A 16,167-nucleotide genomic window follows, 5' to 3' on the forward strand; every position below is an offset into this window, starting at 1 on the left:
ACATATAATACAAATAGAAGGAGTGTGAGACCATTGGGATTGTCTATAAAATTGGAGAATTAGCAAAAGAAGTTGGAGTGTCTAAGCGTACAATTGATTATTATACAAACTTGGGATTACTTGAACCTAGGCGTTCGGAATCTGGGCATCGCTTTTATGATGAAGCTTCTTTAGAAACTTTAAAATTTATTGAGCAATGTAAATCAATGCACTTACCACTCCAAGAAATAAAAGAGATTTTAGATAAGAAAAAAACTTTGGTAGAGGACCAGGGTATTGTCTCGTTAACTGAAGAAGTAACGATTCATATGAGTCAGTTGAAGACAGAATTGTCACAATTAAACTATTTACTAGAAAATTTATCTGAGGAACAAAAGCTAAATATTATCCGTCAATTAACGTCACAAACATCAGAATTAATTCAGACGTTATTGTCATTTATTCTTTAAAAGGAGAGAATGTAAATGTTTTTTCATCCAATGGATTTCCTTATTATTATTGCCTTCGGTTTATCGATTTGGGCTCAATTAAAGTGAAATCTAGTTTTAATCACTGGGCTGAAGTGCCAGCATCAGGAGGATTAACCGGAGCAGAAGTTGCAAGACATATATTAAACAATAATAATTTACCTAACGTACCGGTAGAAGTAGTGCCTGGGCGATTATCGGATCATTATGATCCGATAACAAGAACAGTTCGCTTATCTGAGGAAGTGTACTATGGTAGATCAATTGCATCTGTATCAGTTGCAGCACACGAAGTAGGTCATGCTATACAACATGATACTTCATATGGTTTCTTAACACTTCGTCACCGAATCTTTCCAATCGTTAACATTGCATCAGGTGCAGCACCATTACTACTTTTAGCAGGATTTTTACTTCAAGCATTTTCACTAATTGGAGTAGGGATCTTACTTTTTTCAGTAGCAGTAGCATTTCAACTGATCACTTTACCAGTTGAGTATAATGCTAGTTCACGAGCAAAGAAATTAATGTTAGCAAGTGGTATAATCCATGAAACTGACAGAAAAGGTGTAAATAAAGTATTAGGAGCTGCTGCTCTTACTTATTTAGCAGCAACTTTAATTTCAGTGTTAGAATTAGTAAAATATTTATTTATCTTCTTCCAAGGTCAAACTGAAGAAGAATAAAAAAAATCAAAAAGATGATTTCGTGTTGTATGCGAAGGCATCTTTTTTTTGTTTTAAAAATTAAATTTAAATTGGTTAGTATGTTTAAAATTTCAATGTCTAAAATAGTAAATAGGTTTTAATTTATGGAAGATTTATGTATTTTTGTAACCTTAGCTTTTTTATCATACTAAATGTTGTACAATTAAGTGGTTAACAAAAATGGGGGAAAATTATGACACTTTCTGCAATTGAACATTTTTTAAATACATACAAAGACTATGCTGCGATACTTAGTATTTTAATTAATGTTCTAATTAGTATTGTTGGTATTATACCAGCTTGGTTTTTGACAGCAATCAATATTAAATTATTCGGTTTTACTGGTGGATTTTTAGTCTCTTTCATAGGTGAATTAGTTGGTACGTTAGTATCTTTTATTTTATATAGAAAGGGTTTACAAAAAAGGTTTATTAGTAATTCAACTAAATTTAAAGGATTAAATAGGCTTTTAAGCTTAGAAGGAAAAGAAGCATTTTACGGTGTGTTATTTCTACGTTTTATTCCTTTTATTCCATCTAGTTTGATTACTTTGTTTGCTGCTTTTGGTAAAATCACATGGTCAAGCTTCATGTTAGCTAGTTTGATTGGTAAGTTACCCGTCATATTATTTGAATCGTATTCTGTTAATCAAGTGTTAGAGTTCACTTTATTCGGTAAAGTCATTTTGGGACTGTTAATTATTGTCTTGCTAATCTATTTTTATAGAAAACGATTTAATGTTTTTGTGAAGAATAAAATTTGAAAAAGTTGTAAAAAAGCTCAAACCTAATATAAGGGTTTGAGCTTTTATTTTTTCTAATACAACTAACTAAAATGGAATTAAAACCAAAAAGGATAGCTATCTTTAACTTTTAAGTAGAAAGCTTTCATAATCATTAGTTAAACACTGACAACCCTTACATAAACATGTCTAAATTAATTTATTTAATCATATATTGAAATACCTCAATTTTAGAAAAAGCTTTACCTTTTTTAAGAAAGATTGTAAGTAATTAATTCTTACTTGAAAACGGCTGGAATTTTACTGTTGTATGGAATGAATGATAGAAGGTCATTGGAAAAATCGTATAATCCGCTTTCTTAAAAAGTAACTTTGTAGCCTAATAGGAGGGTGTTGTTAGTGAATAGAGTTTCGTTAGAGAATTTATCGAAGAACTTTGAAGAAGTACATCCTGGTTTATCTGAAAGGGAAGCATTTGAAGAAGCACATCGATGCCTTTATTGCTATGATGCCCCATGTATTAAAGCTTGTCCAACTGGGATTGACATTCCTACGTTTATTAAGAAAATTGGTTCAGGCAATTTAAAAGGATCAGCTAAAACAATTATGTCATCTAATCCTGTTGGAGCAAGCTGTGCCAGAGTTTGTCCTACAGAAGAATTGTGTGAAGGTGCATGTGTACTTAATCATTCTACTAAACCGATCATGATTGGTAATTTACAACGTTATGCAACTGATTGGGCCATAAAAAATAATCAACAATTATTTAAGGCTGGAAAAAAGAACGGAAAGGCAGTTGCAATTGTTGGTAGTGGTCCATCTGGTTTAGCAGCGGCCCGTGAACTTGCTTTACTAGGCTATGAAGTAACAATTTTTGAAGCAGAAAATCATGCAGGAGGATTAAATCGCTATGGTATTGTTTCTTTCCGGTTACCAAAGAGTATATCAAGCTGGGAGGTTCAACTAATCGAAAACTTAGGTGTGAAAATTCATACAAACACTAGAATCGGTTCGGATATTTCTACAGAGGAATTATTAAAAGACTATGACCTAGTCGTTCTAGCAATCGGTATGGGGAAAGTACCGATGCTAGATATCGAAGGAGAGGATTTGGACGGAGTATACGATGCGATTGATTTTGTAAAAGAGACAAAAATGGGAGAATTATCAAATCGTTTTATCGGTAAAAATATTGCTGTAATAGGTGCGGGTAATACAGCAATTGATGCTGCGACATGTTCTGTTCGTTTAGGAGCGGGGAATGTCAAAATTTTATATCGTAGGACGCAATCAGAAATGAGCGCTTATCAATTTGAATATGATTTTGCTAAGCAAGATGGTGTTGAATTTCGATGGTTAACATTACCTATACGAATAATTGGTGAAAACGGAAAAGTAATTGCACTTGAATGTGTTCGATTAGAATTAGGTGAAGTTGGAAAAGACGGTCGACGCAGACCTGTACTTATTCCTGATTCCAATTTCACGATACCGGTAGATGGAGTCATTAAAGCAATCGGGCAAACTCGCTATACAGACTTAATCGAACAATTTGATTTAGATCACAAAGATGGCGTTGTGAAAATTAACCAAGAATCATTTCAGACGTCTAATCCTAAAGTATTTGCGTGTGGTGATGTCATTTTTGGAAAAGGGCAAGGAGAAGCAATGGTAGTGACTGCTGCACAACAAGGAAAAGAAGTAGCTTATGCGATTCATAAACAGTTAAACACTTAAAAGGAGGTTTTCTTTCATGGCAGATCTACGTATCAATCTTGCGGGCATACAGTCACCTAACCCATTTTGGCTTGCTTCTGCTCCTCCAACAAATTCGGGTTATCAGGTCCAACGTGCGTTTGAAGCTGGTTGGGGTGGGGCTGTTTGGAAAACGTTAGGGGAACCAATTATTAATACCTCCTCACGATTTGCAGCTATTAACTTTAACGGACAAAGAGTTGCAGGATTTAATAATATTGAACTAATATCTGATCGACCTCTTGAAGTAAATTTAAAAGAAATTTATGAAACGAAAAAAAGATTTCCTGACCGAGCAATTATCGCATCACTTATGGTTGAACCGCAACAATATAAATGGCACGAAATTGTGAAAAGAGTAGAGGATGTTGGGGTTGATGGTTTAGAACTGAACTTTGGCTGCCCACATGGAATGGCAGAAAGAGGAATGGGATCTGCATCCGGTCAAGTTCCTGAGTTGGTAGAGCAACAAACATTTTGGGTTAAAGAAGTTGCAAAGACACCTGTCATTGTAAAACTAACTCCAAACATTACTGATATTACTGTAACAGCGGAAGCGGCAGTTCGAGGTGGAGCTGACGCAGTCAGTATGATTAATACAATTAACAGTTTAATGGGAGTAGATTTAGATTCTTGGAATACGGTTCCTCATGTTGCCGGGAAGGGAGCACATGGTGGATATTGTGGACCTGCAGTAAAACCAATAGCATTAAATATGGTAGCAGAATGTGCACGTAATCCACGTATATCAGTTCCAATTTCCGGGATAGGTGGCATTTCGAATTGGCAAAATGCAGTAGAGTTTTTATTAATGGGAGCGACTGGCGTTCAAATTTGTACTGCAGCAATGCACCATGGTTTCCGTATTGTTGAAGACATGATTGATGGTCTAAACAATTATTTAGATGAAAAAGGTCTTTCTTCAGTAACGGAGCTAGTAGGTAAAGCGGTTCATAAATATTCCGATTGGGGAAATTTAGATTTAAATTATCAAGTAGTTGCTAGAATTGATACTGAAGAATGCATTAACTGTAATAAATGCCATATTGCTTGTGAAGATACATCACACCAATGTATTGATATGTCAGTAGATGAAAATGGAAAGTCGTATTTAAAGGTTCGAGAAGAAGACTGCGTAGGATGTAACTTATGCAAAATCGTTTGTCCAGTGGAAGATGCAATTAACATGGTAGAAGTCCCAAGTAAACAGCCTTCGATGACTTGGAATGATCGCCAACATGCTTTAAAGACATTAGCAAGATCTAATCAATATTCAATTTTAAAGGGGGGAAGGAAAAGAAAATGAAGAAAATTATTCGAAATGGAACAATTGTCACTGCAACGGATACTTATAAGGCTGATATTTTAATAGAAGAAGATAAAATTTCTGCAATTGGATTTAATTTAGATCGGACAGATGCTGAAGTTATTGATGCTTCAGGTCATTATATTTTTCCAGGTGGAGTAGATCCGCATACACATTTAGATATGCCGTTTGGTGGAACTGTCACAAAGGATGATTTTGAATCTGGAACGATTGCGGCTGCTTTTGGGGGAACAACAACAATTATTGATTTTTGTTTAACGAATAAAGGAGAACCACTCCAAAATGCAATCGAAACATGGCATGAAAAATCCAAAAATAAAGCAGTGATCGATTATAGCTTTCATCTTATGGTTGGCGAAATAAATGATGATGTTTTAAAAGAGTTACCTAGAGTAATAGAAAAAGAGGGAATCACATCATTTAAAGTATTTATGGCTTATAAAAATGTATTTCAAGCTGATGATGCGACGTTGTATCGTACGCTATTAGCAGCAAAGGAATATGGGGCACTAGTAATGGTGCATGCGGAAAACGGTGATGTTGTAGATTATTTAATCAATCAAGCTTTAGCTGAAGGAAAAGTAGAGCCTATTTACCATGCATTGACACGTCCCCCAGAAGTAGAGGGAGAAGCGACTGGTAGAGCGGCTACATTAACTGGCCTAGCAAATTCACAACTATATGTCGTTCATGTTACTTGTGCAGAGGCGGTTGAAAAAATAACGGAAGCCCGAAATAATGGAATTGATATATGGGGTGAAACATGCCCACAATACTTAGTGCTTGATCAGTCTATGCTAGAAAAGCCTGACTTTGAAGGAGCAAAATATGTTTGGTCTCCTCCTCTTCGCGAAAAATGGAACCAAGATGTGCTATGGAATGCTTTAAAAAATGGAAATCTACAAACGTTAGGGTCTGATCAATGTTCTTTTGACTTTAAAGGACAAAAGGATCTAGGTCGAGACGATTTTTCAAAAATCCCTAACGGAGGACCGATGATTGAAGATCGAGTAAGTATATTATTCTCTGAGGGCGTTAAAAAAGGCAGAATCTCATTAAATCAATTCGTTGATATCTCTTCTACTAGAAGTGCAAAGCTATTTGGTTTATATCCACAAAAAGGAACAATAGCGGTCGGTTCAGATGCTGATTTAGTGATTTTTGATCCGAATTGTAAACGAACGATTTCTTCAGAAACACACCATATGGCAGTCGACTATAACGCATTCGAGGGAATGGAAGTAACAGGTGAACCAGTGAGTGTATTAGTTCGTGGAGAATTTGTCATAAGGGAAAAGCGATTTGTAGGAAATGCAGGTAGTGGGCAGTTCTTAAAGAGGAAGAAGTATGGTGAAACTAGTCTATAAGAAAAGATTCGTAATGAAAGGAATGAGTAAATAAATGTCAACATACAAGGACTTTTTAATCGAAAGAAATCAAATCGATTCCCTTGTAAAGAAAGGCTACAAGATTAAGAGTGTAAGAGAAACGCTAGACGGAGCTTATGTTGACTTTGAAAATCAAGATGAAGAGGATCGGTTTATAACGCTCCATATTATGAATGCTGATACTCGTAAATATTTTGGATCGTTAATTATAAAACAGTTTGGGATTCATCTTTGAAAATTAGAGAATCTCTAAATAAAATGGGCGAATCGCAATATAATGTGCGAATCGCAAATAAATGTGCGAATGCAATTAAAATCTGTGAATCGCAAATAAAAGGGCCGGAACGCAATTAAAATTAGAGAATCGCAAATAAAAAGGCCGGATCGCAATTAAAATCTGTGAATCGCAAATAAAAGGGCCGAAACGCAATTAAAATTAGAGAATCGCAAATAAAAAGGCCGAATCGCAAATAAAAAGGCCGAATCGCAATTAAAATTTGAAAATCGCAAATAAAAGGCCGAATCGCAATTAAAATTAGAGAATCGCAAATAAAAAGGCCGAACGCAATTAAAATCTGTGAATCGCAAATAAAAGGGCCGGAACGCAATTAAAATTAGAGAATCGCAAATAAAAGTGCCGAAACGCAATTAAAATCCGAGAATCGCAAATAAAAAGGCCGAATCGCAATTAAAATCTGTGAATCACAAATAAAAATAGTAAAATCACAATTAACATTGAAATCGAGTGTTCTAAAAGATTAAATCATTAAAAAAATAGATGAATTTCACTCGGATTATTAAAAGATGATTTGAATTTTAGCTAGTTTTGCTACTTTTTATTAAAAACGATGCAATCCTGGTAAGCTTAAAACGAATCTGCAATGATCAATCAAAACAGAACGTCACGCATTAAATGATGATATACTTACTGGCAAAAACCAATAATGAATGACAAATCGCATCTCATCCGTAACTACTAACGGGATATGCGATTTTTTCTATTTAAAAGGCTTTCCCATTAGTCAGTCACTTAAACTAATGGAAAAGCCTAATTTTTTTATTTACTCTAATCTACTAGTAATCATTTTTTTCCTTGTATAGAATTCAACCCCATCTGCACCATTTGCGTGTAGGTCACCATAGAACGAGTTTTTCCAACCAGAGAATGGAAAGAAAGCCATTGGTGCGGGCACGCCAATGTTAACTCCGAGCATTCCTACTTCAATGTTCTCTCGGAAGTATCGAATACTTGATGCACTGTCTGTAAAGATACAAGCTCCATTTCCAAAATCTGACTTGTTCGTTAGCTCAATCGCTTCTTCTAATGTTTCAACTCTAACGATTGATAGAACTGGTGCGAAAATTTCTTCTTTCCAGATTTTCATAGATGGGTTCACATTATCAAAGATTGTCGGTCCAATAAAGTAGCCTTTTTCTTTTCTAATTAAATCATTTCGTCCATCTCGTAATAATGTCGCACCTTCTTGTATTCCACATTCTATATATTGTTCCGTTCGTTCACGATGTTCCTTGCGAATGACAGGACCTAGGAATACATCTTCATCTAATCCATTTCCCATTGTGATGTTATCCGCTTCTATTTTTAATTTCTCTATTAAAGGATCTGCAATGTCTCCAACTGCTACGACCACTGAGCAAGCCATACATCGTTCACCTGCAGAACCGTATGCAGCTGTAACGATTTGCTTAACCGTTTCTTCTAAGTTTGCATCTTGTAAAACGATACTATGATTTTTCGCACCAGCTAAAGCTTGAACACGCTTACCGTTTGCAGAGGCAGTTTTATATACATATTCCGCCACTGGCTGTGAACCTACAAATGAGATAGCTGGAACATCCTTGTTTTGAAGTAATTCGTTTACAATTTCGTGTGCTCCGTGAACAATATTGAACACACCCTTTGGTAGACCTGCTTCGGTAAAAAGTTCTGCTAAACGATTTGCAAGAAGTGGAGTACGTTCTGAAGGCTTTAAGATAAAAGTATTTCCACAAGCAATAGCTAATGGGAACATCCAACAAGGTACCATCATTGGAAAATTAAAAGGCGTAATGCCTCCTACTACGCCAACAGGATATCGATACATTGCCGATTCTATATTTGTAGCTATATCAGGTAGTTGTTTACCCATCATTAATGTTGGTGCGCCGGCAGCAAATTCTACACATTCAATTCCACGTTGAACTTCTCCATATGCCTCTGTGAAACTTTTACCATTCTCAATCGTTATTAAATTAGCAAGTTCATCCCAATGTTTAATTAGTAATTGTTGATATGAAAATAGTACTCTTGCTCTTTTAGGAACAGGGGTTTTACTCCATGAAATAAAAGCTTTTTTAGCTGCTTTTACAGCGGTTTCTAAATCTGATTTAGTTGAGAGAGGTACAAATGCTAATATTTCTTCAGTAGCAGGATTAGGAACTGGGATTGTTTTGGCATTTGGTGAAGCATCAATCCATTCACCATTAATAAAATTCTTTAATACTTTGATATTTGTTTGAGTGGACATAGAATTTCACCTCATACGATTATAGGTTTGAAAATGCTTTGTTTAAAGTAGATACGATAAAGTCAAGCTCTTCATCAGTTGTTGTAAATGGAGGAGAAAGTGTGAGGATGTTATTGTAGCCAGGAACCGTATCTCCATTTCGTCCGATTATTAATCCTTGTGCCTTACATTCAGTTATTATTTTTAATACTATTTCTGGACTAGCAGGTTTTTTACTCTTTTTATCTTCAACAAGCTCAATTCCTGCAATAAAACCAAAGCTGCGGATATCTCCAACATTTTTATAAATTAGTAAACCGTCTAATTTTTTACGAAGCTCATCACCTAAAAAGCTAGCACGCTCAATTAAATTTTCTTTTTCAATTATTTCTAAGTTTTTAAGTGCAACTGCACATGAAGCAGGATTTCCTCCAAATGTGTTCACATGACGAAAATGATGATCTGCTCCAGGCTGTTTAAATACGTCATATAGTTCGCTTCTTACTGCAGTTGCTGAAAGAGGAGAATAGGCACTCGTCATTCCTTTAGCCATTGTGACGATATCAGGTTTTATACCGAAGTTTTGATGTCCAAACTGTTTTCCAGAGCGGCCAAACCCACATATTACTTCGTCAACAATTAGTAAAATACCAAATTTATCACAAATTTCTCGAACTTTTGTTAAGTATTCAGCAGGGGGTACAATAACCCCTCCACCTGTAATCACTGGCTCCATAATGATTCCAGCAATCGTTTCTGCACCTTCATAATTAATAACATCCTCGATCGCTTTTGCACATTGGATGCCACAATCCCCATACGTTTTACCGAAAGGACAACGATAACAATAAGGTGGTGCAACATGCTGAAAACCTGAAGAAAGAGGTTCATATTTAACTTTGCGATTAGCTTGACCAGTAGCACTTAAAGCGCCCATAGAATTACCATGATAAGCTCGATATCTTGATATAAATTTATAACGCAGGGGCTCACCATTTTGTTGATGGTATTGTCTAGCAATCTTAAAAGCTACTTCATTCGCATCGGATCCAGAATTAGAATAAAAAATACGATAGTCTCCACCGAGCCATTCATTTAACTTTTCAGCTAATAAGATAGAGGGAACATTACCTTGAGACATTGGAACATAGGGAATTGCTTGAATTTGTTCAGCAGCAGCTTTGGCGATTTCCTCGCGACCGTATCCTACATTCACACACCATAATCCAGACATCCCGTCTAAATAATTTTTACCATCAATATCAGTGACTGTACTATTTTTTCCGGATACTAAAACCAATGGATTTGGATTATGAGGCGACATATGGTGCCATACATATTTTTGGTCTAATTCAAGAAGCTCTTCTTTCGAAAGAGAAGTAGAATGCGTCACCTTTACAGTTTTATCATTCACTGAATAGTCACCAACTTTCAAAATTCTAGTTTTATTTGAAATCCTCTTTATTAATTAATATTACAGAAGGATTTATATTATCCTTTTTGCTGGACAAAATTCTAGATTAAATGAATTATGATTAAATATAAAAAAAATAACCGCTAATATAGTCTATTAGCGGTTTAATGGCTTTCTTTTAATAAATTCTTACTACAATACTCAATAATTTCTTTTCTCTTCACCATACCTATAAACACATCTTTATCATCAATAACAGGAATGAAGTTTTGATTAATAGCTCGTGTAAATAAATCCTCTATTTGTGCATTAATTGATACGGGATCATAAAAATTGTGCAAGGAAATTTCTTTTAAACTGATTTCGTTCGTATTAGAAAATGATAAACTTGCCGTATTTTTTAATTTCCATAATAAGTCACCTTCAGTAAGTGTACCAACGTATTTACCATCATCATCTACTAAAGGTATAGCCGTATAACGATGATGTTCCATTTTTTCAAGTGCTTGACGCATAGTTGAATTGATATTCATATATACTAGTTCGTTTTTGGGGGTAAAGAAAAACGCGATATTCATTTTTCGTACTCCTTAATATAGTTTAATTATAATTTGTATTTTTAGGTTTCAAGTAATTTACTAATATTTTGTTCCATTACAAAAACTTCAATTCGCTCACCAGTTTTTGTACTCGTATCACTATGACTTGATAAAACCTTACATCCTGTATGTTTTTCAATAATTTCTTCATATTCTTTACTATACATTTCTCTAAGGACTTGGCGCATTTTTTTTACAAGACTTTTGCCTGTGTTGTGTGAAACTAAATGTTTCTCTTCGGTTGTCAATACGCCTTTGAATCGAAGGATAATCATGTCTTCAACAATATATGTTTTTGCTTCTTGAGGACCTCTTCCAATTAACTCTCTTTGGAATTTTATAAATGCCTCACTTAATTCGATTTCCAGTTTTTTTTTCGTTGTTAACATTAATATCTCTCCTATACTATTATTTAAAACAAAAAAATAGCCACAAGAAGAGAACTCTTCTCGTAGCTATTTATTTCAATGGAAAGTATATTGAAATATTAATAACACGATTAAGTTTTACTCTCTTCAAACGCTGGCGAGGTTAGCTGACGGATTCGGACTTGAAAAGTTGCCCTACCATTTTGGATTCACCCCATGTGCAATGCACGAATTGGTTCCCCCGCTCGTATAAACGATTTAGCGATTACAGCAAATTAATTTATTTTGTTGATATATATATCATACAGAGATAAATAAAATTGTAAAGGAATAAATTTTTACAAAAATTTTATAAAAATTTTCATTGAAAAAACTCTTTACATGAAAAAAACATCGCCGTATAATCAAGTCAACAAAATAATTTTCGGCTTAATTACGAATCATTCGTAAGCGGAGGAACCAATTTTTTGGGGTTAATTTTACATGAATGTAGAAGGGATGAGATACTCTTTCGCCATCCTACCCGACAGCTAACTTCGTAGGCTAAAGCGAGGGAGGTCAGTAGACCACCTAATTTGAACGGGTTTTTTTATTGCCTTTTTGCAATAATTTTGCCTGAGCAAATCACTGTGTAGGTCTTTTTATTTTGTTTTCAAATGGAAAATTCTGGATTATGCATAGAAAAGATCAGGGAGACAGAACACAAAGAGAGCAATACGCTAGCTGGGTGTTAGGTAGACCAATGAATACTTTTCTTCCAAATTCAATTAACTAAATCGTTATTAGTTGTAGACATATTTAATTAAAAAACTATGTTTATATCTACAACATTTAGTTAATTTGCTGGGGGATTAGTGTCCATTGGTCTTTTTTGTTGTTCAGAAAAAGGCATGAAATTTATGAGAGGGGAGAATTTGAATGATCAATGACTTAACAATGATTGGTCTACTTGTTATCGTTTTTGCAGTTTTTTGGGGTTTTACAATTTTTTGCGAAAATGCGTAAGGGGGATATATTGATGCTTATTCCAGCAATTATAGGGATTGTTCTTATTCTATATTTAATTTTTGTACTAATTAAACCAGAGAAATTTTAGTTAAACATGTGGGAGGAATTTTTAAATGTCAATGGGAATTTTGCAGGTAGTTGTTACATTGCTCATTATTGTTTTATTAGTAAAGCCAGTAGGTAGCTACCTTGTTAAAGTATATGACAATGAGAAAACGGGATTAGATCGCTTTTTTGGGCCTTTTGAAAGGTTTATTTATCGATTAATTGGTGTACGCGAAGAAGAAAAAATGGGTTGGAAAAAATATGTTTTAGCGATGTTGTTAAGTAATTTTGTGATGTTAATTATTTTATATGCAATTTTTAGATTTCAAAAATATTTGCCTTTCAATCCAGATCATATAAGGAATATGCCATCAGCTTTGGCATTCAATACGGCAACTTCTTTTATAACAAATACGAATTGGCAGGCTTACAGTGGTGAAAATTCACTATCGTATTTCTCCCAAATGGCGGCTATTACATTCCCAATGTTTACTTCAGCTGCTACCGGCTTTGCAGTAGCGATTGCCTTTATAAGAGGATTAGTAGGACGTCAAGATAATCTAGGAAACTTTTATGTGGATTTAGTTCGTTCAATCACTCGAGTATTTTTACCTTTATCATTTATCGTAGCTTTATTTTTAGTCTTCCAAGGTGTACCTCAAACTTTAAAAGGTGCAGTAGATGCAACAACAATTGAAGGGGTAAAACAAGTCATTACTAGAGGGCCTGTAGCTGCACTTGAATCAATTAAACATATTGGTACAAATGGTGGAGGATTTTTTGGTACAAATGCTGCACATCCATTTGAAAATCCTACACCTTTATCAAATTTAGTTCACATAGTGTGTATGATGCTTTTACCTACTTCATTAGTTTATGCATTCGGTGTAATGGTTAAAAACAAAAGGCAAGGTTGGACAGTATTTGCTGCAATGGGCATATTGTTTATAGCGCTTCTTACAGCAGTATTTGTTGCAGAGTATAATGGTACTCCTGCGCTACAAGCGCTTGGTATACATGGAAATATGGAAGGAAAAGAAGTGCGTTTTGGAATATCTGAATCAGCCCTCTTCACGGCTGTTACGACTGCTGCTACAACTGGATCAGTTAACAATATGCACGATTCATTAACACCAATTGGTGGAATGGTACCACTTGCTGAAATGATGTTAAATAATGTTTTTGGTGGAAAAGGCGTTGGTTTATTAAATGGATTACTATATGTCATCTTAACAGTCTTTATTTGCGGGCTAATGGTAGGGCGAACACCTGAATTTTTAGGAAAGAAAATCGAAGCAAAAGAAATTAAACTAGCATCGATTGCGATTTTAACTCACCCATTAATTATCTTAGTTCCTACTGCATTAGCATTAGCTTTAAAAGGACCAGTTTCTTCTATATTAAATCCTGGTTTCCATGGTTTGACTGAAGTATTGTACGCCATTACTTCTGGAGCAGCTAATAATGGATCAGCATTCGGTGGATTAACAGCTAATACGGAATTCTATAACATTGTAATCGGATTAGTTATGTTGTTTGGTCGATATATTTCAATTATTGCTATGCTAGCGATTGCTGGGTCATTTTCTACTAAGAAAGTTGTTGCAGCAACATCTGGAACATTCCGAACAGATACGCCTTTATTTACAGTCATATTAGTTGCGATTATTTTAGTTGTTTGTGCATTAACGTTTTTCCCTGTACTTGCACTAGGTCCAATCGCAGAGCATTTAGGGATGTTCAAATAGTAGGAAACGGTAATAGCCTAAGGAGGAGAATGAACAAATGGCAATCGAAAATAAGCCACTATCAAAAGCAATAAAAACGCAAGCTGTGATTGATTCATTTAAAAAATTAAATCCACTTGTGATGATAAAAAATCCAGTCATGTTTGTAGTAGAAGTCGGGACTTTCATAACTCTTATTCTTTCAATTAAACCAGATCTTTTTGGAATCAGTACAGTAGGTAGAATATATAATATTGCTGTATTTTTAATTCTTTTATTTACAGTATTATTTGCTAATTTTGCAGAAGCACTTGCTGAAGGGCGTGGTAAAGCGCAGGCAGATACACTAAGAAAAACAAAATCAGAAACAAATGCAAAGTTAAGACAAAAAGATGGGTCTTATATAGAAGTACCATCAACCTCACTGAGAAAAGGAGATATCGTTCGAGTAGATACAGGAGAAATTATTCCTTCAGATGGAGAAATTATTGAAGGTCTTGCATCGATTGATGAATCAGCTATAACAGGTGAATCAGCACCAGTTATTAAAGAAGCAGGAGGAGATTTTTCATCTGTTACTGGAGGAACTACAGTCGTTTCAGATTATATTATTGTTAAAATTTTAACTGATCCTGGTGAATCATTTATTGACCGAATGATTTCTTTAGTAGAGGGAGCAGCTCGTCAAAAGACACCGAATGAGGTGGCATTAACTACTTTATTAGCAGTGTTAACACTAGTTTTTTTAATCGTGATTATGACACTTGTTCCAATTGCGAATTATTTAAATGTCTCAATTGATGTTGCAACATTAATCGCTTTACTTGTTTGTTTAATTCCTACAACGATTGGTGGGTTACTATCAGCAATCGGTATTGCAGGGATGAACCGTGTAACACAATTTAATGTATTAGCTATGTCTGGTAAAGCAGTTGAAGCAGCTGGTGATATTGATACGATGATTTTAGATAAAACTGGTACGATTACGTTTGGTAACCGTATGGCAAATGAATTCATTCCAGTTGGTAGTATAACAGAAAAAGAGGTAACGATGGCTTCTTTAAAATCTTCCGTAAAAGATGAAACGCCAGAGGGACGTTCTGTTGTAGAGTTGGCACATAAAACTGGACTAAGCTGGGATCAAAATGAATATAAAGACGCCGAGGTAATTGAATTTACTGCTGAAACTAGAATGTCAGGTTTAAATTTAAAAGATGGAACTGAAATTCGAAAAGGAGCGGTAGATGCAATTAAGAAATATATTGCCGCGAAAGAAGGAAACATTCCTTCTGACCTAGAGGAAAAATCAAATGTTGTAGCAAAAGCTGGAGGTACACCACTTGCTGTTGCAATAAATAATCAAATTTACGGTGTTATTTATTTAAAAGATACAGTAAAACCAGGATTGAAAGAACGATTTGAAGAATTAAGAGCGATGGGGATCAAAACGGTTATGTGTACAGGTGATAATCCGTTGACAGCTGCAACTATTGCCAGAGAAGCAGGTGTTGACGAGTTTATTGCAGAAGCAAAACCAGAAGATAAAATCGCTGCGATTAAAAATGAACAAAATGAAGGAAAGTTAGTTGCGATGACTGGAGATGGAACAAATGATGCTCCTGCCCTAGCTCAAGCTGATGTTGGTTTAGCGATGAATTCAGGAACAATGGCTGCAAAAGAAGCAGCAAATATGATCGACTTAGACTCTGATCCTACTAAACTATTATCTGTTATTGCGATTGGTAAGCAATTACTTATCACACGTGGTTCATTAACAACATTTTCAATCGCAAATGATATTGCGAAGTATTTTGCGATTATCCCAGCCTTATTTATAATGGCAATTCCGCAATTAGATTATCTTAATATTATGGGACTGAATTCGCCTAAGTCTGCAATCCTATCAGCATTAATATTTAATGCAATCATCATTCCTCTCCTCATTCCTGTTGCGATGAAGGGTGCGAAGTATAAGCCGATGGATGCAAATAAACTATTATCCAAAAACTTATTAATCTACGGACTTGGTGGTGTTATTGCTCCGTTCATTGGAATTAAAATTATTGATATGCTTGTATCCACATTGCATTTTGTTTAATAGATTGGAAATGGA

Annotated in this window: 13 protein-coding genes, 1 pseudogene and 2 riboswitches; of the genes and pseudogenes, 10 read left to right on the forward strand and 4 right to left on the reverse strand. The window is 35.0% G+C overall.

What is annotated here, in order from left to right:
- Window positions 1-38: 38 nt before the first annotated feature.
- The 7 genes and pseudogenes from COE53_RS10415 (at window position 39) to COE53_RS10445 (ending at window position 6,621) form a co-directional block, all read left to right on the forward strand.
- Window positions 39-449 carry a MerR family transcriptional regulator gene (locus COE53_RS10415; protein WP_098948005.1) on the forward strand — a complete coding sequence of 137 codons (411 nt, stop codon included), beginning with the start codon at window positions 39-41 and terminating at the stop codon, window positions 447-449.
- A 15-nt stretch (window positions 450-464) separates the two neighbouring features.
- Window positions 465-1,153 (forward strand): annotated as a pseudogene (locus COE53_RS10420) (zinc metallopeptidase).
- A 214-nt stretch (window positions 1,154-1,367) separates the two neighbouring features.
- The gene (locus tag COE53_RS10425; RefSeq protein ID WP_098948006.1) at window positions 1,368-1,937 is read left to right on the forward strand and encodes a TVP38/TMEM64 family protein; all 570 of its coding nucleotides are present in this window, start codon (window positions 1,368-1,370) and stop codon (window positions 1,935-1,937) included.
- A 378-nt stretch (window positions 1,938-2,315) separates the two neighbouring features.
- Complete coding sequence (locus COE53_RS10430; RefSeq protein WP_483295429.1) at window positions 2,316-3,653, forward strand: NAD(P)-dependent oxidoreductase; 1,338 nt, start codon at window positions 2,316-2,318, stop codon at window positions 3,651-3,653.
- Window positions 3,654-3,669: 16 nt separating this feature from the next.
- The gene (gene preA, locus COE53_RS10435; protein ID WP_098948008.1) at window positions 3,670-4,977 is read left to right on the forward strand and encodes an NAD-dependent dihydropyrimidine dehydrogenase subunit PreA; all 1,308 of its coding nucleotides are present in this window, start codon (window positions 3,670-3,672) and stop codon (window positions 4,975-4,977) included.
- Window positions 4,974-6,365: a dihydropyrimidinase gene (gene hydA, locus COE53_RS10440; RefSeq protein ID WP_098948009.1), complete on the forward strand. Its 1,392-nt coding sequence runs from the start codon at window positions 4,974-4,976 to the stop codon at window positions 6,363-6,365. The genes preA and hydA overlap by 4 nt, the downstream gene beginning before the upstream one ends.
- 34 nt (window positions 6,366-6,399) lie before the next feature.
- Window positions 6,400-6,621: a hypothetical protein gene (locus COE53_RS10445; protein WP_098948010.1), complete on the forward strand. Its 222-nt coding sequence runs from the start codon at window positions 6,400-6,402 to the stop codon at window positions 6,619-6,621.
- A gap of 826 nt (window positions 6,622-7,447) precedes the next feature.
- Here the strand turns inward: COE53_RS10445 and COE53_RS10450 are convergent.
- The 4 genes from COE53_RS10450 to COE53_RS10465 all read right to left on the reverse strand — a co-directional run bounded on the left by COE53_RS10450 (window position 7,448) and on the right by COE53_RS10465 (window position 11,295).
- Entirely contained in the window at window positions 7,448-8,914 is a 1,467-nt protein-coding gene (locus COE53_RS10450) for a CoA-acylating methylmalonate-semialdehyde dehydrogenase (protein ID WP_098948011.1), read from the reverse strand.
- Between the two features lie 19 nt (window positions 8,915-8,933).
- Complete coding sequence (locus tag COE53_RS10455; protein ID WP_286162563.1) at window positions 8,934-10,307, reverse strand: aspartate aminotransferase family protein; 1,374 nt, start codon at window positions 10,305-10,307, stop codon at window positions 8,934-8,936.
- 164 nt (window positions 10,308-10,471) lie between these two features.
- Complete coding sequence (locus COE53_RS10460) at window positions 10,472-10,885, reverse strand: CBS domain-containing protein (RefSeq protein WP_025671275.1); 414 nt, start codon at window positions 10,883-10,885, stop codon at window positions 10,472-10,474.
- A 41-nt stretch (window positions 10,886-10,926) separates the two neighbouring features.
- The gene (locus tag COE53_RS10465; RefSeq protein ID WP_025671276.1) at window positions 10,927-11,295 is read right to left on the reverse strand and encodes a Na-translocating system protein MpsC family protein; all 369 of its coding nucleotides are present in this window, start codon (window positions 11,293-11,295) and stop codon (window positions 10,927-10,929) included.
- A 115-nt stretch (window positions 11,296-11,410) separates the two neighbouring features.
- Window positions 11,411-11,548: riboswitch (cyclic di-AMP (ydaO/yuaA leader) on the reverse strand.
- Window positions 11,549-11,690: 142 nt separating this feature from the next.
- Window positions 11,691-11,834: riboswitch (cyclic di-AMP (ydaO/yuaA leader) on the forward strand.
- A gap of 458 nt (window positions 11,835-12,292) precedes the next feature.
- Between COE53_RS10465 and COE53_RS24490 the strand changes: the two genes are divergently transcribed.
- The 3 genes from COE53_RS24490 to kdpB are packed head-to-tail and all read left to right on the forward strand — an operon-like array spanning window position 12,293 to window position 16,152.
- Window positions 12,293-12,370: a potassium-transporting ATPase subunit F gene (locus COE53_RS24490; protein ID WP_098121507.1), complete on the forward strand. Its 78-nt coding sequence runs from the start codon at window positions 12,293-12,295 to the stop codon at window positions 12,368-12,370.
- A gap of 31 nt (window positions 12,371-12,401) precedes the next feature.
- Window positions 12,402-14,075, forward strand: coding sequence for a potassium-transporting ATPase subunit KdpA (kdpA, locus tag COE53_RS10475; protein ID WP_098948048.1), 1,674 nt, complete (start codon window positions 12,402-12,404; stop codon window positions 14,073-14,075).
- Window positions 14,076-14,112: 37 nt separating this feature from the next.
- The gene (kdpB, locus tag COE53_RS10480) at window positions 14,113-16,152 is read left to right on the forward strand and encodes a potassium-transporting ATPase subunit KdpB (RefSeq protein ID WP_098948013.1); all 2,040 of its coding nucleotides are present in this window, start codon (window positions 14,113-14,115) and stop codon (window positions 16,150-16,152) included.
- Window positions 16,153-16,167 lie beyond the last annotated feature (15 nt).

It is taken from the genome of Bacillus sp. AFS029533 (assembly GCF_002585125.1).
GTDB lineage: Bacteria > Bacillota > Bacilli > Bacillales > Bacillaceae_G > Gottfriedia > Gottfriedia luciferensis_B.